Origin of the sequence: Priestia megaterium, from assembly GCF_009497655.1 — a bacterium.
GTDB classification, from domain to species: Bacteria; Bacillota; Bacilli; order Bacillales; family Bacillaceae_H; genus Priestia; species Priestia zanthoxyli.
The window spans coordinates 2,319,219-2,341,166 of sequence record NZ_CP023317.1 but is presented as its reverse complement, the minus strand read 5'-3'; the positions used below and the strand labels follow the sequence as shown (position 1 = coordinate 2,341,166).

The 21,948-nt window shown below is 37.5% G+C and carries 21 protein-coding genes and 1 other annotated feature; of the genes, 2 read left to right on the top strand and 19 right to left on the bottom strand.

All coding sequences use genetic code 11. From position 1 onward, the window contains the following. Window positions 1-80: 80 nt before the first annotated feature. The 4 genes from thrS to CEQ83_RS11715 all read right to left on the bottom strand — a co-directional run bounded on the left by thrS (window position 81) and on the right by CEQ83_RS11715 (window position 4,955). Window positions 81-1,298, bottom strand: a complete 1,218-nt coding sequence (gene thrS / locus CEQ83_RS11730) for a threonine--tRNA ligase (RefSeq protein ID WP_099331006.1) — start codon at window positions 1,296-1,298, stop codon at window positions 81-83. Window positions 1,299-1,351: 53 nt separating this feature from the next. Beyond that, window positions 1,352-1,580, bottom strand: a binding site (T-box leader). A 666-nt stretch (window positions 1,581-2,246) separates the two neighbouring features. Beyond that, window positions 2,247-3,989 carry a sulfatase family protein gene (locus CEQ83_RS11725; RefSeq protein WP_098112620.1) on the bottom strand — a complete coding sequence of 581 codons (1,743 nt, stop codon included), beginning with the start codon at window positions 3,987-3,989 and terminating at the stop codon, window positions 2,247-2,249. A 164-nt stretch (window positions 3,990-4,153) separates the two neighbouring features. Further along, a complete protein-coding gene (locus CEQ83_RS11720; protein ID WP_098112619.1) occupies window positions 4,154-4,354 on the bottom strand; it encodes a hypothetical protein in 201 nt (66 codons plus the stop codon). Window positions 4,355-4,496: 142 nt separating this feature from the next. Further along, entirely contained in the window at window positions 4,497-4,955 is a 459-nt protein-coding gene (locus CEQ83_RS11715) for a cell wall hydrolase (protein ID WP_033579000.1), read from the bottom strand. Window positions 4,956-5,214: 259 nt separating this feature from the next. Between CEQ83_RS11715 and rpsN the strand changes: the two genes are divergently transcribed. Further along, entirely contained in the window at window positions 5,215-5,484 is a 270-nt protein-coding gene (rpsN, locus tag CEQ83_RS11710; protein ID WP_047750950.1) for a 30S ribosomal protein S14, read from the top strand. A 91-nt stretch (window positions 5,485-5,575) separates the two neighbouring features. Further along, the gene (locus tag CEQ83_RS11705) at window positions 5,576-5,968 is read left to right on the top strand and encodes a (2Fe-2S) ferredoxin domain-containing protein (protein ID WP_014460065.1); all 393 of its coding nucleotides are present in this window, start codon (window positions 5,576-5,578) and stop codon (window positions 5,966-5,968) included. 164 nt (window positions 5,969-6,132) lie between these two features. Here the strand turns inward: CEQ83_RS11705 and CEQ83_RS11700 are convergent, their stop codons facing one another. The 15 genes from CEQ83_RS11700 to CEQ83_RS11630 form a co-directional block, all read right to left on the bottom strand. Then, window positions 6,133-7,434 (bottom strand): valine--pyruvate transaminase, encoded by a 1,302-nt coding sequence (locus CEQ83_RS11700; protein WP_098112618.1) that lies wholly within the window; start codon window positions 7,432-7,434, stop codon window positions 6,133-6,135. Window positions 7,435-7,449: 15 nt separating this feature from the next. Next, window positions 7,450-8,685, bottom strand: coding sequence for a DUF6421 family protein (locus CEQ83_RS11695; RefSeq protein ID WP_098112617.1), 1,236 nt, complete (start codon window positions 8,683-8,685; stop codon window positions 7,450-7,452). Between the two features lie 28 nt (window positions 8,686-8,713). Beyond that, a complete protein-coding gene (locus tag CEQ83_RS11690) occupies window positions 8,714-9,652 on the bottom strand; it encodes a DMT family transporter (RefSeq protein ID WP_098999332.1) in 939 nt (312 codons plus the stop codon). A 32-nt stretch (window positions 9,653-9,684) separates the two neighbouring features. Beyond that, entirely contained in the window at window positions 9,685-10,245 is a 561-nt protein-coding gene (locus CEQ83_RS11685; protein WP_155017260.1) for a hypothetical protein, read from the bottom strand. Between the two features lie 15 nt (window positions 10,246-10,260). Continuing rightward, complete coding sequence (locus tag CEQ83_RS11680) at window positions 10,261-11,523, bottom strand: ATP-grasp domain-containing protein (RefSeq protein WP_098999331.1); 1,263 nt, start codon at window positions 11,521-11,523, stop codon at window positions 10,261-10,263. A 552-nt stretch (window positions 11,524-12,075) separates the two neighbouring features. Continuing rightward, on the bottom strand, window positions 12,076-13,281 hold the full coding sequence (locus CEQ83_RS11675) for an MFS transporter (RefSeq protein WP_155017259.1): 1,206 nt from the start codon (window positions 13,279-13,281) through the stop codon (window positions 12,076-12,078). Window positions 13,282-13,498: 217 nt separating this feature from the next. Continuing rightward, complete coding sequence (locus tag CEQ83_RS11670; protein WP_028413325.1) at window positions 13,499-14,671, bottom strand: iron-containing alcohol dehydrogenase; 1,173 nt, start codon at window positions 14,669-14,671, stop codon at window positions 13,499-13,501. A 190-nt stretch (window positions 14,672-14,861) separates the two neighbouring features. Then, window positions 14,862-15,323: a GNAT family N-acetyltransferase gene (locus CEQ83_RS11665; protein WP_028413326.1), complete on the bottom strand. Its 462-nt coding sequence runs from the start codon at window positions 15,321-15,323 to the stop codon at window positions 14,862-14,864. Window positions 15,324-15,362: 39 nt separating this feature from the next. Beyond that, window positions 15,363-15,620, bottom strand: coding sequence for a SunI/YnzG family protein (locus CEQ83_RS11660; protein ID WP_098112611.1), 258 nt, complete (start codon window positions 15,618-15,620; stop codon window positions 15,363-15,365). A 30-nt stretch (window positions 15,621-15,650) separates the two neighbouring features. Beyond that, window positions 15,651-16,397: an MBL fold metallo-hydrolase gene (locus CEQ83_RS11655; RefSeq protein ID WP_034266182.1), complete on the bottom strand. Its 747-nt coding sequence runs from the start codon at window positions 16,395-16,397 to the stop codon at window positions 15,651-15,653. 239 nt (window positions 16,398-16,636) lie between these two features. Continuing rightward, on the bottom strand, window positions 16,637-18,118 hold the full coding sequence (locus CEQ83_RS11650; RefSeq protein ID WP_033578992.1) for an amino acid permease: 1,482 nt from the start codon (window positions 18,116-18,118) through the stop codon (window positions 16,637-16,639). A gap of 101 nt (window positions 18,119-18,219) precedes the next feature. Beyond that, entirely contained in the window at window positions 18,220-18,498 is a 279-nt protein-coding gene (locus CEQ83_RS11645) for a YokU family protein (protein ID WP_013057076.1), read from the bottom strand. 2 nt (window positions 18,499-18,500) lie between these two features. Then, the gene (kamA, locus tag CEQ83_RS11640; RefSeq protein WP_033578990.1) at window positions 18,501-19,910 is read right to left on the bottom strand and encodes a lysine 2,3-aminomutase; all 1,410 of its coding nucleotides are present in this window, start codon (window positions 19,908-19,910) and stop codon (window positions 18,501-18,503) included. 42 nt (window positions 19,911-19,952) lie between these two features. Then, window positions 19,953-20,432, bottom strand: a complete 480-nt coding sequence (locus tag CEQ83_RS11635; RefSeq protein ID WP_028413331.1) for a GNAT family N-acetyltransferase — start codon at window positions 20,430-20,432, stop codon at window positions 19,953-19,955. Further along, the gene (locus tag CEQ83_RS11630; RefSeq protein WP_155017258.1) at window positions 20,420-21,940 is read right to left on the bottom strand and encodes a M81 family metallopeptidase; all 1,521 of its coding nucleotides are present in this window, start codon (window positions 21,938-21,940) and stop codon (window positions 20,420-20,422) included. Before CEQ83_RS11630 ends, CEQ83_RS11635 begins: the two co-directional genes overlap by 13 nt. Between the last annotated feature and the right edge of the window lie 8 nt (window positions 21,941-21,948).

The window sequence follows — 21,948 nt, the reverse complement described above, 5'->3', positions numbered from 1 at the left end:
ATTTTGGTGTAAGACAAGATGAAGGGAATCACTATCCGACTTAAAAAATCGGATTTTTCTATTTAGCAAGGTAAATGGCTTCAATAAACTCTGTTTGAATCCATTTCTTTATTCAAGTGTACAGCTGCCTCTTCAACACTTACTGTTCCAATGTTTTTCTTCCCATGCTTTCGCATAGCAAGCGATTTATTTTCTACTTCTTTATCTCCTATTACGGCCATATAAGGAACTTTGAGCATTTCGGCTTCTCTAATTTTCAGACCTATTTTTTCAATACGATCATCCACTTCAACACGATACCCTTGTGACTCCAGCTCGTGTTTCACCTTGTATGCATATTCCACATGCGGCGGTGCAATAGGCAAAAGCTTAAATTGAACAGGAGCCAGCCAAAGAGGAAATTGACCTTCATAATGTTCAATCAAGATGGCCATAAATCGTTCAACGGAACCGTATATAGCGCGGTGAATCATTACGGGACGGTGCGGTTTATTGTCCTCTCCAATATACATACAGTCAAACTTCTCTGGCATTAGAAAATCAAGCTGAACTGTTCCGCACTGCCAGCTGCGGCCTAGGGAATCTAAAATATGAAAATCGATTTTCGGCCCGTAAAAAGCTCCGTCTCCTTCATTTACCTGATAGTCTAAGCCTTTTTCATTTAGCACCGATTGAAGCGACTTTTCTGCTTGATTCCATGTTTCAATATCTCCCATAAATTTTTCAGGACGTGTGGATAGCTCCACTTTGTAATCAAAGCCAAAATGTGAATAAAAGTCATGGATAAACGCTAGAATGCGGCTAATCTCAGCTTCGATCTGACTGGGTTCTACGAATAAATGAGCGTCGTCCTGTGTGAATGACCGAACTCTTAGTAATCCGTTTAAAGAGCCAGAAAGCTCGTGGCGATGAACTAACCCGAGCTCCGCGTATCGAACTGGAAGTTCTCGGTAGCTTCTTCGCTTGCTGTTAAACAATAAAATGGCTCCCGGACAATTCATCGGTTTAATCGCATAGTTTTGTTTGTCAACATTTGAAAAATACATATTTTCATGATAGTGCTCCCAATGCCCTGATTGTTCCCATAGCTCCTGTTTCATCATGATGGGTGTTTTTATCTCTTGATAGCCTGCTTTGTAATGCTTTTGTTTCCAGTAGTTTTCTAACTCATTTCGAACAATCATTCCGTTAGGTAAGAAAAACGGCATACCAGGAGCTTCTTCCATCGACATAAACAGCTCCAGTTCTTGACCTAATTTTTGATGATTTCGTTTTTCTGCTTCCATTTGTTTTGACATGTTCATTCCTCCAATATGTTTTTATTCAACAAAAAAACCGCACTCATCCCTAATAAAGGGACGAATGCGGCCGTGGTACCACCCTAATTCCGTAAAATACCTATACGTATTTTACGCTTAAAAAGATAACGGTTTTACCGGTTGCAGTTTCAGTGTATACACATTCCCCGCCGCAGCTCCAAGGTGGTAAATTCATTTCGTTTTCTAAGGGTTCTCAGCCAGTGACCCTACTCTCTGTAAAGAAAATCCAAAAATGATTCATGTCCTTTTCAATGCTTGTATATTCATTTTTTCTACATAAAAAACCGCACTCATCCCTAGTGAAGGGACGAATGCGGTCGTGGTACCACCCTAATTCCGTAAAATACCTGTACGCATTTTACGCTCAAAAAAAGATAACGGTTTTACCGATTGCAGTTTCAGTTATGCACATTCCCTGCAATAGCTCTAAGGTGGTAAATTAGATGATTTCTTAAGGGCTCCCAGCCGCTGACCCTATTCTCTGCGAAGAAAACAGCACCTAATTCATGTCCTTTTCGTTGCCAAATAATGTTTGTTAGTTGTTAAAAGTGATTATAGTGTATAAATTTTACAGAAGTCAAGAAGTAATTTTTATTTCTTAATGTTATAGAATTAATTTATGCTTAAATTCCCGAAAAGTTACTTAAGAATATATGGGCTTAAAAAGTTTTTTATTATAATATTAACACCTACATTTTATTTTTGTTTTTACCTTTATTGTGTAAGAATAAAGGCAAAAAAGAAAGATGTTACAAGCATTTATTTGCTTTATCTAAGTATTATTAACGAATTAAAATCCAGTACTGCTCAAATCAGAATAAGTAACATAGCACAAGTATCATCAGTTTTTTATTTATATACTAAAATATTAAATATACCTTTTTCTACTTACACCAATATTTGGCTTGAACTCGTCGAAACTATTTTTTATCTATCTTTAGACGGAAGCTCCTGGTACATGCTTCCACTTTGCGGAAAAATCCGTTTTTTCCTGAGTTGTTCTTTAAGAATAACATCAAGCTGCCGCTGAATTTTCCTTGTTTCATTTGTTGAAAAATACGGGTAAGCCAAATTTACTGTTTCTAACGGATCCTTGGTCAAATTGTACATTTCAATTTGATCCGGAACCGATGTTTCTTTAAGGTTAGTAAGATCTACCGGGTAACTTTCATATTGCTCTCGGTGGATGACTTCATCTTTTTCGTTAGGTGCTGACCGAAATTGCGGATTATCATGGTATCGAGCGTATTTCCAGATTTCCTTTCCTGCGGCTGATTGAAACTCGACAATGATCGCTTGAATGTGATTAGGCTGAACGACTGACGGATAGCTTTCTCCTAAAAAATTTGTTTGGTGAAGTCCTTTTGTCGGGTCATCATCCGTCATAAAGAAAATCGGTGCTTTTTCTTTATGGAGCGATGTTTCTCCTCGCAACGTTCCTGAGAGGTCTCGCCCAACAAATGGATGTACTTCCGTATGACTTTTTTGCAATTGCTTTTGAACAGCGGAAGCATCGATATTAGCCAAGCTAAGCATTGTCGGGATCAAGTCAACATGACTAGTCAGCACGTCTGTACGTTGATAACTAGGAAACAAATGCTTGTTATGAATGAGAAGCGGCACGTGAATCGACTCTTCATACATGTTGTACCATTTTTGATGTAGTCCTCCGTGAGCCCCAAGCAAATCACCGTGATCCGACGTGAAAATAATAATGGTATTGTCATAGAACGAAGATTGTTCTATAGTCCGAAGGACTTTCAAAATTTGTTTATCAACATTTTTTTGAAGCTGATAATATAAGCGCCGGTAGAAACTAGAATTTGGCGTCGGCTGCAGCGCTTTTGGGTAGATGTATTTATAGCTGCTTTGAGCGCTAGGCTTCGTTTGTAAAGATTCTCTAATAGTAGGTGGCGGCTCGATGTTCGGAATTGTCTCATCAATAGAAAACTGAAACATAGCAAGGTGTTTGGTGATTGCTCCGAACAGCGCAATGTCATGCGGGTTCACAAACGAAGCTACCATGAGCCAAGGCTGCGCAGTCTTTTGATATTCTAATTGTTGAATAAGCTCTATGATTTCCTCTGCATATATTTCGTCTCGTCCACTCACTCCAATGGCCGCAGATGAACCAGAATTGTGCGGGTTTCTCCCTTCCGGCTCTGGACCAATCCACCCTGAAAAACTAAACTTTTCAAGCTTATTAGCCCGTTGATAGAGGCGCTCTTTTTCTGGATCCGGTATTCCTGTTTGCATCTGGTAGCTAGAAAAAACGTTATGTGTTCCTGGAATTAAGATGTTCTCATCAGAAATATGCCATTTTCCTTTATAAAAGGTTTGATACCCAGCCTGCTTAAAATAATCTCCCATCGTTGGGACGGTATTAGGCTGCAGCCAAAACATATCAGGATCTTGTGACTTCTTTGCGATACCTTGCGTTTGGGTCACTCCGTGCAAGGAAGGGTACTGCCCTGTAAACAATGTAGCTCGACTCGGTGAACAGGCTGTAGAACCGACGTAGTGACGAGTAAACCCCATTCCATGCTGTTTTAAAAATTCATGTGCTTTTAAATGTTTTTTTCGCCACTTTTTTACTTCTTTACTTTCATATACGGGTGGAAATCGTTCTTCGTCCACCATAATCAACAAAAAATTAGGCTGCTCCTTCATGTTTACTCCTCCGCGTGTTTATCAAATGTTCTGTATTGATAAACTATGTAAAAAGTACTTTTTTTAGAAGAACGGAGTACGGTTCATGTCTTTTTATACCCAAACAAAAAAAGACTTAGAGGATTTCTCTAAGTCTTTCATAACGCGTTTCAATACGATATTCCTTATTTTTTGTATGCTTTTAGCTGCTGATTTCGTTTATAGGTACCCATTATACTAGGTATACCTACAATTATGCTTATCATAAAACTCCACATCATGTAGCGCCAATCCCCTGTAAAAAGCGCTACTCCCATAAAAAAAATGAGCTGACCAACAAGAGCTAACCATGAAGCTATCCAAGCAAACATCATATTCTCTTTCAAGTTATCACCTCATATTTTTAATTACAAATGACCTCTTTTATTTTACCATAAAATTCTAATTTTGAAGGTTGTTCTACTGTTTATGTTATGTACATAACTAAAAAAGCTAATGACAGCACGTAGCTAGCCATTAGCTTTTTTATTATTTTGCAAATACATGATGCCCTATTTTAATTGTTTCTTGTTTTTGGCGCAGCCATTGATCTCCCGTTTTATCAGGATTAAAGAAGAATAATGAACCTTTTCCTTGACCTTGGAAGTTAATTGCTTCTTCTACAGCTTTTTTTGAACCTTTGTCTGCAGGTTTATTGATTTGACCGTTGCTGACCGGGCTGTACTGACCTTTTTGATAAATAACGCCTTTTACAGTGTCCGGGAATTTGCTGCTGTCGACTCTATTTAATACAACTGTTGCCACGGCTACTTTGCCTGCGTACGGCTCTCCTTTGGCTTCAGCTGATACAAGACGAGCTAATAGTTCTTTATCATTTTTATTTACTTGAATGTGCTGTTCATGAGCGGGTGCTGCAGCAAATGCTGAGTAACCTGCACCAAAACTCGGGATAAGCATTGCGATAGCAATTACTAGTTTTTTCATCATAAAAATAAAAGCCTCCTTGCTATTTCTTGACGTGGTTCATATGCTAGCAGAAATATAAGAGTCTTTCATTGCAAAAAATTATCCAGTTCCAAAAGAAATTGTATATTATCGTATTTTTTTAACTATTTTTCAGCATATAAAAATATAACTTTACTCATTAAATATGAGTTGCATTTCATTCTTTAGTGGTTTATGATATAAAAATATAAATAGTAATGATTACGATTTTCAAGAAGGACTTTAAGAAAGGATTGATTATTTGGCTAAAAAATCAAAAATAGCAAAAGAAAAGCACCGACAAGCACTTGTCGAAAAATATGCTGAGTTAAGAAAACAGTTAAAGGAACAAGGAAATTATAATGAACTACGAAAGCTTCCTAGAGACTCTTCTTCTACTCGCTTGCATAATCGCTGTGAAGTAACGGGAAGACCTCGTGGATATTTACGTAAATTTAAGCTTTCGCGAATTGCATTTAGAGAACTTGCTCACAAGGGACAGCTTCCTGGGGTGAAAAAATCAAGCTGGTAAAATTCTAATGAGGTAAAGGGCCCTCTTTGCTAAAAAAGGAATCATTATACGTCATAAATCGTAATCATTACTTTTAATAGGAGGGATCAACATGGCTACATGGAACTTAGGTACAACGAAACATCACGTTCTCATTTGCAATGGAAGCAGCTGCAATCGAGTTGGAGCCGAAGAAGTTACACAAGCGATTCGAACTGAGATAGCTAATCAAGAGATGGACGAATACATACATACGACTCGCACTCGATGTAATGGAAGATGTCATGATAAATGCGTCGTCATTTCCTACCCAGACGGTATTTGGTATAAAGATATGAAGCCTGATGATGCACGAGAGCTTATTAACTCTTTAAAGACAGATCAACCTTTTGTCCAAAAAACAAGTCATACTTTTTGCGGAGAAGGTTTCCAGCGAACAGAAGGTACTGTTAAAGGTATCTCAAAACAAAAAGAAACCGTCATCAAAGTATCTAAAAAACTTTAATTTACAACGGTGAAATCCTGGTCTTTATAAAGTTAACCAATTAAAAGAGAAACATTATTAAAAATGTCTGTTTGTTTTCTTTAATGCGCCTATTGCTTAATCTAAACAAAAAAGCCGACCCTAGCAACCAGGTCGGCTTTTTTCACCTCTAAACCTTTAAGAAATTAGATTTTTTCTGTTTCACATATAAAATCTGAACTGTATACTTTCTTGACTACTGACGAAAGAATATCAATTCCTTTCTTTAACTCCTCATCTGTAGCAGTAAGACTTATGCGAATGCACTCCTGGTTGTGAGGACAAGACCGGTTGCCGTGAAAGAATGATCCGCCTGGTACTACAATCAAGTTTTCTGCTTTTAATTTATTGTATAGATCGTTATCACTGAAAGTCAAACCTTCTAACCAAAGCCAACCAAACAACGAACCTTCCGCTTTATGTAAATACCAAGGAATATCATCCGGCATATGTGTAGTTAAAAGATTTTTTAAATAGTCATGTTTTTGTTTATAATGAGTTCTTATATAGTTAGCTGAAATTCCAGGTAACTTTCCGTTCTTTAAGGTGTTAACCACCATCCGCTGACCTAACCTAGAAGAGTGAATCAAAATATTTGATTGAAATGCTTCCATTACTTTTATGAAGTCACTTTTTCCTATAGCAATTCCTATTCTCTCTCCAGGCAATCCGGCTTTAGAAAGACTCATGCAGTGAATGATGTTGTCATGTATAATTGGATTCATTTCAACAAAGTTCATAGCCGGAAAAGGAGGTGCGTACGCTGAATCAATTAGCAATGGAATGTTATAGTCCTTGCATACTTGGGATATAAAGTGTACGGCTTCTTTTGAAAGAATGTTGCCGCTTGGATTATTAGGTCTTGATAATACGACAGCTCCGATATCTGGGTCCTGTGCTATTTTATCTTTGAATGCCTGTTTGTTAAATTCATAACGAAACGTATGATGATCAAGCTTTGAGACGATAGGAGGAATTCCTTCTATTATAGCTTCCTCTAGTGCCACTCCGCTGTACCCAGCGTAATCCGGCAGCATAGGTATTAATGCTTTTTTAACTCTTCCTTCTTTACTTGTACCGCAAAATGAATTTATAGCTAAAAAAAACAGATTTTGACTTCCTGAAGTGATCAAGACTTGTTCTCTGTCCAGCTCAATACGATAATTCCTAAAGAAGTATTCTCTTATGCAATCAATTAATTCATACGTACCGTAACTAGACCCATATTGGCTAATCAAATTCTTTAGTTGTTTGTCGTTCACAATATCTTTTAAAGCTTCTTCCCACATTTCATAAACTTGAGGGAGTATGGCAGGATTTCCAGCGCTTAAATTCACATATTGATTGAGATCAGAATTGAGCACTTCTTGAATGTCATGCATAATAGCACGAACGCCTACTTTATTAGTCATTTTGTTTCCTATTTTACTTAAATGCAAAGCATTCATTAGTGCATCTTCTCCTTAGAGATTATGGTCATCGAATAGTAAGTATGGAACTTCAATCTTTTTATTTTGCTGATTAATAAAATAATTGTCCGGAATAGTAAATTTATCACCGTTCTCACTAGGCAATAAGTATTTTCGAACATAGCGTTCGGCTTCTTCTTTATAGCCAAGGTCACTTTGAATTGTTTCAAGTTGTTCAATTTCTTTTACTAAAAGGTCTAGTTCCTTCAAACACATGTCTAAATCTAAATAAGCATGGTCTTCTTTTCGGGATATTGAATGCCCATTTGCAACTAACCAGCTAAAAAGAAAAAATCCTGTGCCAGAATCAAAGTTTCGAGGTGCATTATGCTGACTAGGATACCTTAACAGACGTTCAAAGAGAACAAATTCTGTTATCTCTTCCCAAAAAGGGTATTTTCTTTTATGAAGAGTCAGCACCGTCTGACAGTCTACTTTAACTTCTTCCAGTATGCCTGCAAAAAAATTCATTTTTGCCTGTATATGTTGATCGAAAGGTTTATTTCCACAGTGATGATAATAGTCATGTAGATATCCCCAGATTACCCTTGCCTGATAGGTGTCTTCTCTATTCATAGTATGAGATTTAAAGTTAAAATCAGGAAAGATAGAATACGCTCTTTTTAATGTATCATCATTGTATATGCTGTGAAATTTATTAAAGAAAAATATCGCGAAGTTTTGAGTTGTTACCTTTTCTTTTGTTTGTACATTCTCAGGGAAAAATACAATACACTTCCCTTCCATAAATCCTTGAGTACCAGCCAACAGCTTTAACGATTCACATCCATTTTTAGGATGAGGAAGGTCTGCTTCAATGGAGTTCATGATTTCAGGTTCATCACGAACGGCGATAAAGGCTTCTAAATAAAACCCTCTTTTGGTAGGGCCATTAGGCGTTACAATCGGTCCTAAAAAGAACGTCGCCTCTCCGTTTGCAGGCGGGCTATAAGCAATTAACGTTTGATCAAAATAAGGAGATTGATCGAGTCCTCTTTCGATCCAATCACATACGTCATTTTTTAATGCATTCCACACTTTAGGTAAATTTAGAGAGTTATATATTGTTTCAGTTTCAGCAACTACTTTTAATAAGAGTTCTCTAGCTTTTTCGTAATTTCTTTTGACCTCTCCATTTGGGCCCTGATATTTTCTTATCTCATATAGAGCAGGTACTATTTTATCGTTTAATAACTCCACTAAACTTTGAGTATGATTTTTTGTTAACATGATTAAAACCCTCCTTTTTTTAGGGCAGCTACTTAGCAGAAATATTTTTAGATGATGTAAGAGTAGAGTTATTTGTGTTTTTCTCTACTTGCTTTTTCAAGTTAATAAATATAACCCCTGCTATTACAAATGCTGTACCTATATAGACCTGTTTGTTTAATGTTTCACCTAAAAAGACAAATCCTACATATAAGGCGATAACCGGTGAAATAAATAGATGCGCCGTTGCTTTTGATATATGCCATTTTTTTAATAAATAAATATTAATAGAAAACCCCAAGACCGATCCTATAATAGCCAAGTATAATAATGAGATAAGACTAACCCCAGAGAAAGTGCGGTTTCCATTTTCTATAAATAAACTAACAATCAGTAAACAAGCGCCTCCACTTAGCATCGAAAAGGAATTAAAGGTCATAATAGGCAAGGATTTTATGCGAGATTGAACTTGAACAGTTATAAAAGCAGAACCTAGCATAGCCATTAAAATGACAATCATGGCTACTATTTGAATCACATTTCCCTGTATAAACAGCTGATTTCCAAATACAACGCTCATACCAATTAAGCACATGACTACACCTATCTTTTGTCCTTTTGTAGCTGGTGTTCCTTTAAATAAGCGATTAAATAAAAGAGCAAACACTGAAATGCTGGCAGCTAAAACGGAAACAAGCCCGCTTGGCAAATAGACGGATGCCCAATAAACAGAACCAAACGGTAGAGCAAAGTACAAAATTCCGTTTAATGCTGAAATAATTACTACTTCTTTTGAAATGGCCATTTTTTTTGTGAGTAAGAGGTAGAGGGCAATTATTAAACTAGCAATTAAAAACCTCATACCTGCTGACCATAGAGGCAAGCTATCCTTTAAGCCAGTCTTTTGAAAAGCCCATGTCGTTCCCCCGATGACGGCTAACAGACAAAACAAAAGATGTACATGAATACGGGTTAATTTAGAAATCACTGTTTCACCTTATTTCTTTTTTAAAGTTGAGCCTATTTTCTTCCGTGAAGCGTAAAACACATCGGCACTTCTCCAAAATCTTTTACAACTGTTAAACCCTGCTCGTTAGCAGCTTTACTTGTTGTAATACATGCGTCTACCTTTCCTTCTAAGCAATCAATCGCGGCTTGAGCATTACTATTTACTAACTGAACATTGGAACTGATGGAATGAGCTAAATCAACAGGGGCAGGATGTGAAGAAATTAACAGGTTGTTGTTTGTTATCACCTCTTCTTTTGAGGCAAGCACCATGTTATACGTTGGCATAATAAAGCTATCTACTAGCTCTAAACTAGTTAAATTTTTGAACACAATATCATGTAAGTAAGGATATACCGCACAGCCTAGTAGAGCAGAACTCTCTGTTTCTTTCACATGAACTAAAGCTTCTTCCAACGTTTGATGTAAAAAGACCTGACCTTGTATGCTTTGGCGTTCAAACCACAGATAGCCTGCTTTTTCACAATTTGTTCCTTCAGGCCCTAAGGTATGGATAATGCTAATCTTTTGAAGCTGCTTATTTTTCTTACTAGACGACTCTGCAACTATCATAGCCTTTGATACCCCCTATGCATTTACTTTATTTTGATAAACGATTTTTACTTTGTTATCCAAATAGCTGTAATACTGCTCACAGTCGGAATAAGAGTCATGAGTGGTTAAAATAAATCCAGGGTAACCTGAAAAGTGCGGATATGGTAAAATGTCTGTCCCTTCAGTTATAAATTGAATAACCCTTTTTACTTCAGTGTCTCTACGCACGTCTTCCAAGCCTCGAATTTCTTTAAAAATCCCATGGCCTTGCACAGGGATAATGTAGTTGCCCACCACTTTCTTTCGTTTTCTTTCATTTTTTAATACAGGAGGTTTTAATCCTAATACATAGTGAAAAACTAGCTCGATATAGTTAATACCTGTACTTTCTTTTACGATATAATGAGAAATCCCAGACCCTCCAATGCGCGCTCCTATTTCAATCACATAAGGTTTTCCTGCTGGGTCCAAACGTAATTCAATATGAGCGGGGCCATTCTCAATCCCTAAAGCGGTTGCTGCTTTAGCTGCTTCTTGCGAAATAGATTCCCAAACGTTTTCTTCTAGGTGAGCTGGCGCTATATAAACACCTTCTTCAAAAAAAGGCCCTTTGGAATTTCCTTTGTATCCTATAGAGAGTACACAAACCTCTCCTTCTACAGAAAACGTCTCAATAGCAAACTCTGGTCCGTCTACAAATTGTTCAATTACCATGCCCGTTTTATTTTTTGTGAATTTACTTAGGTCTTCTTCATTTACGCGTCTCACTTTTTCTATGCTGTCAATCAGTTCTTTTTTATTATTCGCTCGTGATACACCTTGACTGGAAAATCCGTTAGAAGGTTTTACTACGACAGGATAAGGCAGTGAAAGATTCTTTAATTCCTCCGTATTTTCAACCTCTTTAAAATACGGAGTGTTAAGATCATTATCTTTTAAAACCTCTCTCATTTTCTGTTTGTTGCGACAGTTACTAATCACAAACGGTGATAAGCCCGGTAAGTTTAATTTTTCTGTCAGCTGAGCTACAAACTCTAACGCAGGCTCATATAATGTCATAATGCCGTCAAAAGGATTTTTGTGATGCTCTGCTTTAATAATCTCAAGAGCTTTGTCTGAGGTGTGAAATAAATCAATGGGTATGAAATTTTGTACGTTTTTAAGATGCTTAGGTTCTACTTCTTCTTGGTTATAAAAAAACGTCACTTTAATTCCGAGAGCTTCTGCTTCTTCAAAAATAAACGGTAAATATGTATTTTGTAACACAACTGCTAGATGCTTGTTTTGTAACGGCATTTACTTCCCCCCTACTTTTAAACAGCTCTTCACTGTTCGATGACTAAATTCTAATGATCGCTTCATATATTTGTCAATTTAATTTTATATAACATTAGGAATATATAGAATATTTGATATATTAGTAAAAAGTAAAGAAAAGAATGGTTTGTAGGGTTAATACTAAAGCGAAATTAAAAGCAGGAATTTTGCTATTTGATTATAAAGATATTGTGAGAAAAAATTTAACAAGAATTTTTCTGAAAAAAAGAAAGGTCGACATAGATTCAACCTTTCTTTTTTTATTTTTTTATTAAAATAGATATTAACCATTTATAAAGTTACATCTTTTTCAGCCATCTCATTTAGTATTCTTTTTAATGCCACGTCGAGGTTTAATGCGGGATCCTTTATATTCACTTCTTTCATATTGCTCTCCTTTTTCATAGATATATCCATTTTTCACTTTCTTGTTTGAATTTATGTGAACCCTTTTTGTTTACTATAACGAAAGAGAAAATAAAAAGAAAAAGAAGTGAACTTATAAGTTCACTTCTTTTTTTGACGTAACATTTATTTCATAGGCTGCAAATGATTATTAGCTTTTTGTTTTGCATCACGCTGAACGAAAAAAATGATGCAAAGCGCCAGAAGATATAAACATGCAAAAGCTGTTATGTACCAAAGCGCTGAGGTAATGCCGCTTGCGTCCATAGTAAAGCCAATAAGCGCAGGGAAAACAGCACCTCCAAGCCCTGAAAAACCAGTAATTAAACTAGTGACAATACGAGCAGATCCGGTAAACGTATGATTAGCATATACCATCGTTATCGAATAGATACCTGACATTGCAAGCCCTAAAAACCCTAATAAAATATAGCCTGCTACTGCTTCTTTTAACACAATAAACAGCACTAAACTCACAATTGTCCCTCCAATGCTGCCAAAAAGATAACGTTCGTATGTAACAATTCGAATAATCCATCCAGTAGCCACTCGTCCTATGAGCATAGCTACCCAAAAAACGCTTATGCTTAAAGTAGCCTGTGAGGGAATTACGTCTAGATATGTGATAAAAATAGACGAAAGAAAATTATTCATACTGCTTTCTACTCCGGCATACATAAAAATCATCACACTAAAAAGAGTAAGTATTTTCCACCTTTGATTTTTAGTAAGCACAGGCGCAGGTTCTGAGCTGGCATCTGAAGCATCGCTTTCTGAAGTTGAAATAGTCTCTTTTTTAAAAGGAATTATTTTACAGATCACAACCATTAGTAAAGCTAGTACACTTGTTATAAAAAATGAAAACCTCCAGCTGTTCTGTGAAATCAATAAGCTAGCTACTAACGGCATCAACAGCGCACCTAGACCGAATGATACTTCTAAATAACTCATAACAATAGCTCTTCTACCGATAAATACTTCCATCATTAAAGTAGCTACAACTACTTCCAATGCGGCTACACCAATACCGTTTAAAAAATTGAATGCAATAATCCACTCAAATGGAGGCAATAAAAGCATACCTATTTGTGATAACGCTATCATTAGTGCGGAAATTGTAAGTAAATTCATTTCTCTGAAGCGTCCTAATAAAAAAGAAGATAGCGGAACTCCTATCAAAAATCCTAAAGAACCTACTAATACAAGCTGCCCGCCAACTGTATAGGAAACATGATAATGTGTTAACAATTGCGGTAAGACGGATCCTACGGCTGTAATGACTAATCCGCCCAACAAATAAAGTGCATATGAAGCTAGCGCAAACTTTTTCATCTTCCCACTCCCTTAAATTCTCTAAAACTTTCTTTCTGTACTTAATTATAAAGCTTTTCCTTTAGTTATTAACTGAAATTTGAGAAAAAAAACCATTCTTCCTACTCTACTTAATTTCCAGTCATTTATAAGATAAAACAAAAAGAAGAAGACAGGTGTCTCCTTCTTTTTTATTTTTCACTTTACAGTGATGCTTTTAACTTTTTTATTTTTCACTTTACAGTGATGCTTTTAAAATAGCTAAAATATCATCTTTATTTAGTTTCTTAAAGTTACCGAAACCTCCGTGCTCCATTTCACGAGCAGCAATTCCAGCAATTTCGTCTAGTCGCTCTTCTCCGATATCGTAATCTGCTAAGCGAGAAGGTGCACCAAGGCTTGACCAAAAAGCGCTTAGCTTATCGATTCCTTCTAACGCAATTTCTTTGTCACTTTTACCTGCAGTTTCAATATCAAACATGCTTGTCATGACGCGTTTCATACGAGTTACATCTTGATCTACAACGTGTCGCATCCAATTTGGAAATAGGATTGCTAAACCGCCCGCATGAGGAATGTCATATACTGCTGATACCGCGTGTTCAATTGTATGTGAAGCCCAATCTCCAAAGTATCCCATTTGAAGTGTTCCATTTAATGCGATTGTTCCGGAATATAAAATCGTTTCGCGATGTTCGTAGCTTTGCAGATCTTCTAGCAATTTCGGTGCTGTTTCAATTACTGTTTGTAATACGGAATAGCACATACGATCTTGTAAAGGCGTGTTTTTCACGTTATGGAAATATTGTTCGAACACATGACTCATCATGTCTACCATGCCGTAGATAGTTTGATCTCTAGGAACAGACATCGTGTTCACAGGATCTAGTATAGAAAATACAGGGTGCGTAACGGTGCTTCCCCAAACGTATTTTTCATTTGTTTCCCAATTCGTAATAACAGAATCAGGATTCATTTCAGAACCTGTTGCTGCCAACGTTAATACCGTTCCAAACGGCAGTGCTTTTGTAGCCGTTACTTTTTTGTTAATAATATCCCAAACGTCGCCTTCATACTCAGCTCCGGCAGCGATTGCTTTTGTGCAGTCAATAACGCTTCCTCCGCCGACTGCTAACATGAAGTCAATGTTTTCATTTCGGCAAATTTCAATTCCTTTTCGTACCGTAGATAGTCGAGGATTTGGCTCTACGCCCGCTAACTCATGTATATTTACGTTTAACTCTTTTAACAGCGTAAGAACTTGATCGTATAAACCGTTTTTCTTAATGCTTCCTCCGCCATATACAAGCAAAATATTTTTTCCGTATTTCGGGAGTTCTTCTGATAATGCTTGAAGCTGATCTTTTCCGAAGATTAATTTTGTGGGATTATGATAAATGAAATTTTCCATACTATCTGTATACCTCCTAGTTGAATATAAAGTAAGTTGTCGCATTACGCGAACAAGAATGTAAGTATAAATGTAAAACAAAAATTTTTCAAGAGTTAAGTTCTCAAATCGCGTACTTTGTTTTGTTGAGTGATTAAAATGAAGAAAATGGCTTCCTAGACATAAAAAAGAGCGCAAGTAAATGCTCTCTTTAAAGCTCTTTATAAACCATTTTTCTATACGTAACAAAGCCTTCTTTTTCGTAAAAGCTCTCCGCAACCGTATTGTCACTCCAGTAATCCAACTCAATTGTATTTATGTCTTGAGTACGGGCAATGCTATAAATTTCTTTCATCAAACTTGAACCAAACCCTTTGTTTTTGTGGAGTTCTGCGATACTTATTTGATGAACATAAATTGACTTGTAAGCTTTTTTAAACACTGTTTCTGGATACTGCTTTATTTCAACCCAAGCGAATCCTACATGCTGTCCTTCATCTTCTGCTAAAAGAAAGATAAACCTATCGTTTTCCATCACTTTCTTAAAAAATTCATGTATCTTCTGAAAATCATATGTTTGAAAGCGCTCGGGGGATAATTCTACATGCAGTTGATGAACAGACTGATTAAGCTTGGCAATTGTATCAGCATCGAAAGTACGGCTAATCTTCAATTTTTTCTCTCCTATATATCTCGTATTTAGTAGTGGTCGTTATGAATTTATTTCGTTTAATATAGCCGGTGCGTTTGAGGTAAATAACAGATAGTTTTTATTGGTCGTTTTTATAAAGATGCGGTCAGTCGTTCCGTACGGAGGGCCGATTCGAATGGCGTTTGCTTCTTTGCCTCCGTACGTGTCATCTTCCGTTACTTCAAGAATGTCTTCTAACGGAATCGTAAAGTGTGCAAGCTGCCATTTTATAATGAGGCTATCATTTATTTTTTGAACGCTAATAGCTGGTGTAAACATTTTATCCATCCCCTTTGGTTTCTATTAATCTTAACTTTGTCTCTCTGCAACGTGTTCTTTTATCCTTAAAATCGCTTCTTTCGGACAGCCTTGAAAATAGCCTCCGTGATAACAAATAACATGCTCGATCTCATAGTTTAAAAACTTTTCAAGTGATTGAACTGCTTGGTCCATATTTAAGGTCGTTTGTTTAACAGGTTCCATTAGCTGTCCATTTGCCAATACTAGAGCATCTCCGGCAACCAGCGTTTTTGATTTTCTTAAATAAAAACTAACGTGCCCAGGCGTATGTCCGGGAGTAAAAATAACTTCAATGCCTCCGCAGTATGGAAGCAGTTGACTTCCTTTTAATACTATATCCACGTCAACTTTTGGAGGGGTTTTATATAAATATTTTATTTCATCAGGTATAGCTGATAGTTCTTCTTTACTCATTTGACTAGCATTCGTTTTAATAAGCGGAAGTTTCCCTTCAATATACGGCTTATCAAATTCATGAGCATATACGATGATATTTTCATTTGATTTTTTTCGTATATCAGTCGCACACCCTATATGATCTAGATCTTGATGCGTTAGAAGAATTACTTTTAGCTGTTCAATAGATATATTCAATTCACCCAAGATCTCTTTCAGTTGATCGGTTTGCCCAGGCATTCCTGTATCAATTAGAATAGCTTCATCGTTATTCCAAACTAACGTAGGATTTAATATTATATCTTGGTCAAAAGCTCTGGCAGTCAACTGTAGCATCTCAACACCTGCAGAAATTCTCATTACGAACCCCTTTTCTTATTAAAGTACAAAGATTTCCAACCTCCACAATTGCTTAGCATGCAGTGGTATTCTTGAATTTTATCAATAAACAAAATAAAAACCAGACTGGAAAAAAATCACTTTTTATGATATGATATTTGTATAACAGAGTGTAAAATAATCGATTTTTATAAATGAAAAGGTGAACCCCACTGTCCGGGGTTCACCTTTTTTCTTTGTCGTTAGCCACTATGGCTTTTTTATTTCTTATCCTCTTTTTGAATGCACTCATGTAAAGGTACAACCTTGGTTTTCTTTGCTATTTTATATCCCCACCACGTCGCTAAAAAGAGAGGCAGGCCAATGTATGAGACCGTCAAGCCGTACCAATCAATTTTGTCGGAAAGTACCGCTTGATAGTTTTGTCCTAAAATAACAATGAGGCACATTCCAAATGCAAGAACAGGACCTAGAGGGAACCATTTTGCTTTATAGGCTAGATCATTTAGATCTTGTCCTGAAGCAACATATGCTTTTCGGAAACGATAGTGGCTGACGGCAATACCAATCCACGCAATAAATCCGCTCATACCTGAAGCGTTTAAAAGCCACATATACATTTGATCACCAAAAACTGATGTTAAAAAGGCAAGACCGCCAATAATAGTGGTTAAAACAAGCGCATTTACTGGAATTCCTCGACGATTAATTTTCCGAAGCGCTTTAGGCGCTTGCCCTTCATTGGCCATTGACCATAACATTCGCGTAGAAGCATATAAACCAGATGTTCCGGCTGATAAAACGGATGTAAGAATAACAGCATTCATCACCGAAGCAGCTGCAGCAATTCCTGCTTTTTCAAAAACAAGCGTAAATGGACTAACCGCAATGTTATCCACATCTCCTCCTAGAAGAGATGGACTGGTGTAAGGAATGATAAGCCCGATTACAGCAATGGCTGCAATATAAAATAGAAGGATGCGCCAAAAGACTTGGCGAATGGCTTTTGGTATATTTTTTTGAGGGTTTTCACTTTCCCCTGCCGCAATACCGACTAGCTCTGTACCTTGAAAAGAAAATCCCGCGATAAAGAAAATGCTTAGTACGGACAGAAATCCGCCGTTGACCGGCGCTTCTTCTAATGTAAAGTTTTTAAAGCCGATATATTCACCGCCGAAGATGCCAAAGATCGTCAGAAGGCCCACTCCGATAAATACAATGATGGTTACTACTTTTACGAGAGCAAACCAATATTCAGATTCTCCATAGCTTTTTACAGATAGGAAATTAAGTAAAAAAATTAAGCCTAAAAACAAAGCGCTCCAGATAATACTTGGCACATCAGGGAACCAAAACTTCATGATAATAGCAGAAGCAGCTATTTCTACAGCGAGCGTAACAGCCCAGTTAAACCAGTAGTTCCAGCCGAGCGCAAACCCGAGAGCTGGGTCTACATAGTGACTGGCGTATGTTGAAAAAGAACCTGATACCGGCATAAACGTGGCCATTTCTCCAAGGCTAGTCATGAGAAAATAAACCATAATTCCAATAGCCCCGTAAGCAATCAGCGCTCCTCCCGGTCCAGCAGTTTGGATGGAAGATCCCGTGGCTAGAAATAAGCCAGTTCCTATTGAACCTCCAATGGCAATCATGGTCATATGACGAGCTTTTAAATGGCGTTTTACATGCTTATCGTCCTGTTTTTTTTCTTCTTCATTACGATTTATATCGACTGCTTCCATACTTATCCCACCTTCATAAAAGAACTATGCGAACATGTTTAACGTAAAGCGTATAAGAATATCCATCTCCTATAAAAAGTAGGAGATGGATCCTTTATTGCTCACTTTGAAAAATCAAAGTAGTTTCGTTTTAATAGACGAGGCAGGCTCATAAGCTGTTCGTACGTTACACTTTTTTCTAAGGCAGAGGTGTTGATTAAAAACAGTTGATCTTCAATGTGTCCAACTGTTTCGTCTGTTTGATACGTAATTCCACATTCTGAACATGTAATGGAAGGCGTCTCTTTAATTTCTATAGCTTTTGTACCGTCAGGAAGCTCCCAATAAACCGTTGCATCCGTCTCCTTGGCTTCATATGATTCGCACCATTGGCACTTCAATATTATTCCTCCTTCGCTCCCGCTGTTTCGTATTTTTTCATTTGCGTTTCAAATTTTTTCTCTTTTAATTGATCGCGCTTTTCACGCTTGTCTTTTAAAGAGCTATGCTCTGGATTTTGATCATACGTTTTCCGGCGGTCAAGACGGTTTAGACCTTCTGGCGTTAAGTTGAACTTTGTATCATCGATAATCGAAAGAACACCATTGCTTTCAAATTTTTCAAACACTTCAGGATATACTTTTTTATAAAATTCTTCTGCGCTTCCACTTTGGTAATTTTGCGGCTCTGGATAAGACGTAATAACACCTTCAAAGTTTCGAAGCACCACTTTATTGGAGCTTTGAGAAATAATATAGTTTGGCTGCAGCGGAATTTTACCGCCTCCTCCAGGAGCATCCACGATAAACGTAGGAACTGCATAGCCGGACGTATGGCCGCGAAGTCCTTCCATAATTTCTAGCCCTTTGCTGATTGGCGCACGGAAATGGCCGATTCCTTCTGATAAATCACATTGATAAATGTAGTAAGGACGCACGCGGATCTTTACTAAATCATGCATAAGCTGCTTCATGATTGGCACGCTGTCGTTAATTCCGGCTAAAATAACCGCTTGGTTTCCAACTGGAACTCCTACGTTCGCAAGCATTTCACATGCACGCTTTGATTCTTCTGTAATTTCAATTGATGTGTTAAAGTGCGTATTTAGCCAAACCGGATGATATTTCTTTAAGATGTTGCACAGATTTTCTGTAATGCGCTGAGGGAACACGACCGGCGCTCTTGTACCGATACGAATAATTTCTACGTGCGGAATATCGCGCAAATTTTTCAAAATATATTCTAAAATATTGTCATTGATTAATAGGCCGTCTCCTCCGGAAATTAATACATCACGAATTTGAGGGTTGGCTGCAATGTAATTAATCGCTGTATCCAGCTGTTTTTTTGGAACGCCCATTCCGATTTGTCCTGAAAAACGTCTTCTTGTACAATAGCGGCAGTACATGGAGCACTGATTTGTAACTAAAAACAGGACGCGGTCGGGATAACGGTGCGTTAAGCCAGGAACCGGTGAATCTTCATCTTCATGAAGCGGATCTTCTAAATCATACCTTGTTTTATGCAGTTCTTCTGAAATAGGAACGGACTGCATTCTGATTGGACATTTCGGATCATTCTCATCCATTAACCATGCGTAGTAAGGAGTGATGTTTAACGGAATCGTTTTAGTTGCAATTTTAACGCCTTCTTCTTCTTGAGGTGTTAAATTGATCACTTTCTTTAAATCTTCCAATGTTTTAATCGTGTTTGTCAGCTGCCATACCCAGTCGTTCCACTGCTCGTCCGTTACATCTTTCCAAAGCTCGATTTCTTTCCAATGTCTGCTTGCTTTATATAATGTATTTTTCATTTTATATTCCCTCCAAGGTTCATTTTTTGAATAGATGTTCTACTAAGAAATTGACCGCACCATATAATAGCGATCTTCTCCTTCGCCAAACTCTCCTGCTCGCGTTTCTTTAATCGTAAAGTCCATTTTTTTATACAGCTTAACAGCGCCTTCATTTTTTACATTCACAGTCAAACAAACACTTTCAAAATTATCTTTTTGTAGAATCGAAAATATCTCTTCTAAGAACAGCTGTCCAATTCCGCTTCCTTGTTTATCAGAGCGGACGTAGAACCCAAAGATATAAGCTTTTGTGACATCTTTGTAATCTCTAAGCAGCTCGCAAATGGCAATTGGCCTTGCGTCATTTTCCTGGAAATATTGAATGAGCTTTCCGTAGCGCGCTAAAGGTACAAGCGTCTGTTCATCAACGGCTCCCATGCCCGGAAACGCATCTTTTTCAAGTTCAATCATCATTTTTTGCTGCGCGGGACTTAACGACTCTGGGACTTCGATATAATACTGCTCTTTTAATGCATCCATTTTTCTTTCCTCCTTTTTTCACTTTCATATTTTGCATCTTGCAGCGGCCATATTGGACTTGGAAGGTGCTGATAATTAAAGGTCGTTAAGCGATTTGACGCTACGCCTGGAGCATCCACATAGACGATAGACCCTACAAGCGGTTCAAAAGCGGCTCTGAAATGATTTTTAGCTTTTAAACCAATTATTTTTTTCCTTGCTGGCTCGATACCGATATGGCGAAAAAGTTCAGGATCGTTTGCTGATACCGGCCTTCCAATCAACAAAATATCCAATTCTCCTACTCGAATATGAGCTGCGCCTTTTACATTTACTTTTAAATGCTGATTAAACGGTCCCGAATTGTAAAACTCACCTTCTGATAAGCCAATGACCTTTGCTTCAACTTCAACGGGCTTTCCAAACTCAGGAGAAACTTTTCCTCCTAAGGAAAGAGAGACGTAGCTTCCAACTCCTGCTTGCACGCATTGTTTAATAGATTCAGGGTCATAAAGACCTCCAAACAGTGTCCCCGGCATATTTAGCTTCAGCATGTATTCTAAAAGCTCTGTTGTATCACCGCTTCCACAGCTTAAAGGATTGTCCGCTATATCAGCGAGCACAATTGGCTGTTCGTTTGATCGTTTTAACGCTGTTTGCAGACCTTCTTCAACGGTAGGCAAATCCATGATAAAATCTTCTTTTATACTCCAAAACTGAGAAGCTAGTCTATTTGCTGTTTTTTCTGCTGTTTCAGGATTCAAAGCTGTTACGAGCACGCTTGCTCCCGCAATTGGAATATCAGAATACGGAAAGCCTCCAAAAATGGAAACATTGTATACGTCTTCTTCTTGCTCGGCTTGCTTAGCAAGATCAATCATTTTTTTCATCGGCCCTTCTGCTGTTCGCATATTAATCGACGGCAAAAGCATGGGCAGTTTTTTTAAAGACGCATAATAGATAGCGCTTTCTTTTACTTGTGTTAAAAGCGCTCGCGCAGCGTTAACTCCTTGTTCATACATATCAACGTGAGGATATGTTTTAAAACCAAAGTGAAGCGACGTGTACGTAAGCATATCTTCACTGACATTTGCATGCATATCGAGCGTAGTGGCAATAGGAACGTTATTTCCTATACAGCTTCTTATTTGACCTAACAAATGAGCTTCCGGATCGAAAAGATGCTCTGCTACCATTGCGCCGTGCAAGGCGATTAATAAGCCATCTAGCGGGCCGGCGTGAGTAAGCATATGCAGCATTTGCTTTTCAATTGTGTAATAAGCTGCCGAAGATACAACCCCAGACGGAATTGCAGCTGCACAAACAAGGGGAACGATTTCTACTTGCTTCTCTTGCTTTAATACATCCAAAAATCCCCCTACTTCTGTTTTGGTTCCTGAGTATGCTTTATATATTTCCGTTCCAACAAAATATCCTTCTTGTACAAACTGTTCTATTTCTGTTTTTAATGGACTAAAGCTGTGAGATTCATGATAAAAAAAGGCAATGCCAATGCGATATGAAGACATGTGCTCCT

What these genes read in the sequence shown, in the direction of transcription:
- CEQ83_RS11695 (WP_098112617.1), bottom strand. Translation starts at nt 8,685, where the DNA reads ATGTTAACAAAAAATCATACTCAAAGTTTAGTGGAGTTATTAAACGAT.
- CEQ83_RS11725 (WP_098112620.1), bottom strand. Translation starts at nt 3,989, where the DNA reads ATGAAGGAGCAGCCTAATTTTTTGTTGATTATGGTGGACGAAGAACGA.
- CEQ83_RS11655 (WP_034266182.1), bottom strand. Translation starts at nt 16,397, where the DNA reads ATGAGAATTTCTGCAGGTGTTGAGATGCTACAGTTGACTGCCAGAGCT.
- thrS (WP_099331006.1), bottom strand. Translation starts at nt 1,298, where the DNA reads ATGTCAAAACAAATGGAAGCAGAAAAACGAAATCATCAAAAATTAGGT.
- CEQ83_RS11685 (WP_155017260.1), bottom strand. Translation starts at nt 10,245, where the DNA reads ATGATAGTTGCAGAGTCGTCTAGTAAGAAAAATAAGCAGCTTCAAAAG.
- CEQ83_RS11680 (WP_098999331.1), bottom strand. Translation starts at nt 11,523, where the DNA reads ATGCCGTTACAAAACAAGCATCTAGCAGTTGTGTTACAAAATACATAT.
- CEQ83_RS11670 (WP_028413325.1), bottom strand. Translation starts at nt 14,671, where the DNA reads ATGGAAAATTTCATTTATCATAATCCCACAAAATTAATCTTCGGAAAA.
- CEQ83_RS11635 (WP_028413331.1), bottom strand. Translation starts at nt 20,432, where the DNA reads ATGGATGCATTAAAAGAGCAGTATTATATCGAAGTCCCAGAGTCGTTA.
- CEQ83_RS11715 (WP_033579000.1), bottom strand. Translation starts at nt 4,955, where the DNA reads ATGATGAAAAAACTAGTAATTGCTATCGCAATGCTTATCCCGAGTTTT.
- CEQ83_RS11705 (WP_014460065.1), top strand. Translation starts at nt 5,576, where the DNA reads ATGGCTACATGGAACTTAGGTACAACGAAACATCACGTTCTCATTTGC.
- CEQ83_RS11700 (WP_098112618.1), bottom strand. Translation starts at nt 7,434, where the DNA reads ATGAATGCTTTGCATTTAAGTAAAATAGGAAACAAAATGACTAATAAA.
- CEQ83_RS11630 (WP_155017258.1), bottom strand. Translation starts at nt 21,940, where the DNA reads ATGTCTTCATATCGCATTGGCATTGCCTTTTTTTATCATGAATCTCAC.
- CEQ83_RS11660 (WP_098112611.1), bottom strand. Translation starts at nt 15,620, where the DNA reads ATGTTTACACCAGCTATTAGCGTTCAAAAAATAAATGATAGCCTCATT.
- CEQ83_RS11675 (WP_155017259.1), bottom strand. Translation starts at nt 13,281, where the DNA reads ATGAAAAAGTTTGCGCTAGCTTCATATGCACTTTATTTGTTGGGCGGA.
- CEQ83_RS11650 (WP_033578992.1), bottom strand. Translation starts at nt 18,118, where the DNA reads ATGGAAGCAGTCGATATAAATCGTAATGAAGAAGAAAAAAAACAGGAC.
- kamA (WP_033578990.1), bottom strand. Translation starts at nt 19,910, where the DNA reads ATGAAAAATACATTATATAAAGCAAGCAGACATTGGAAAGAAATCGAG.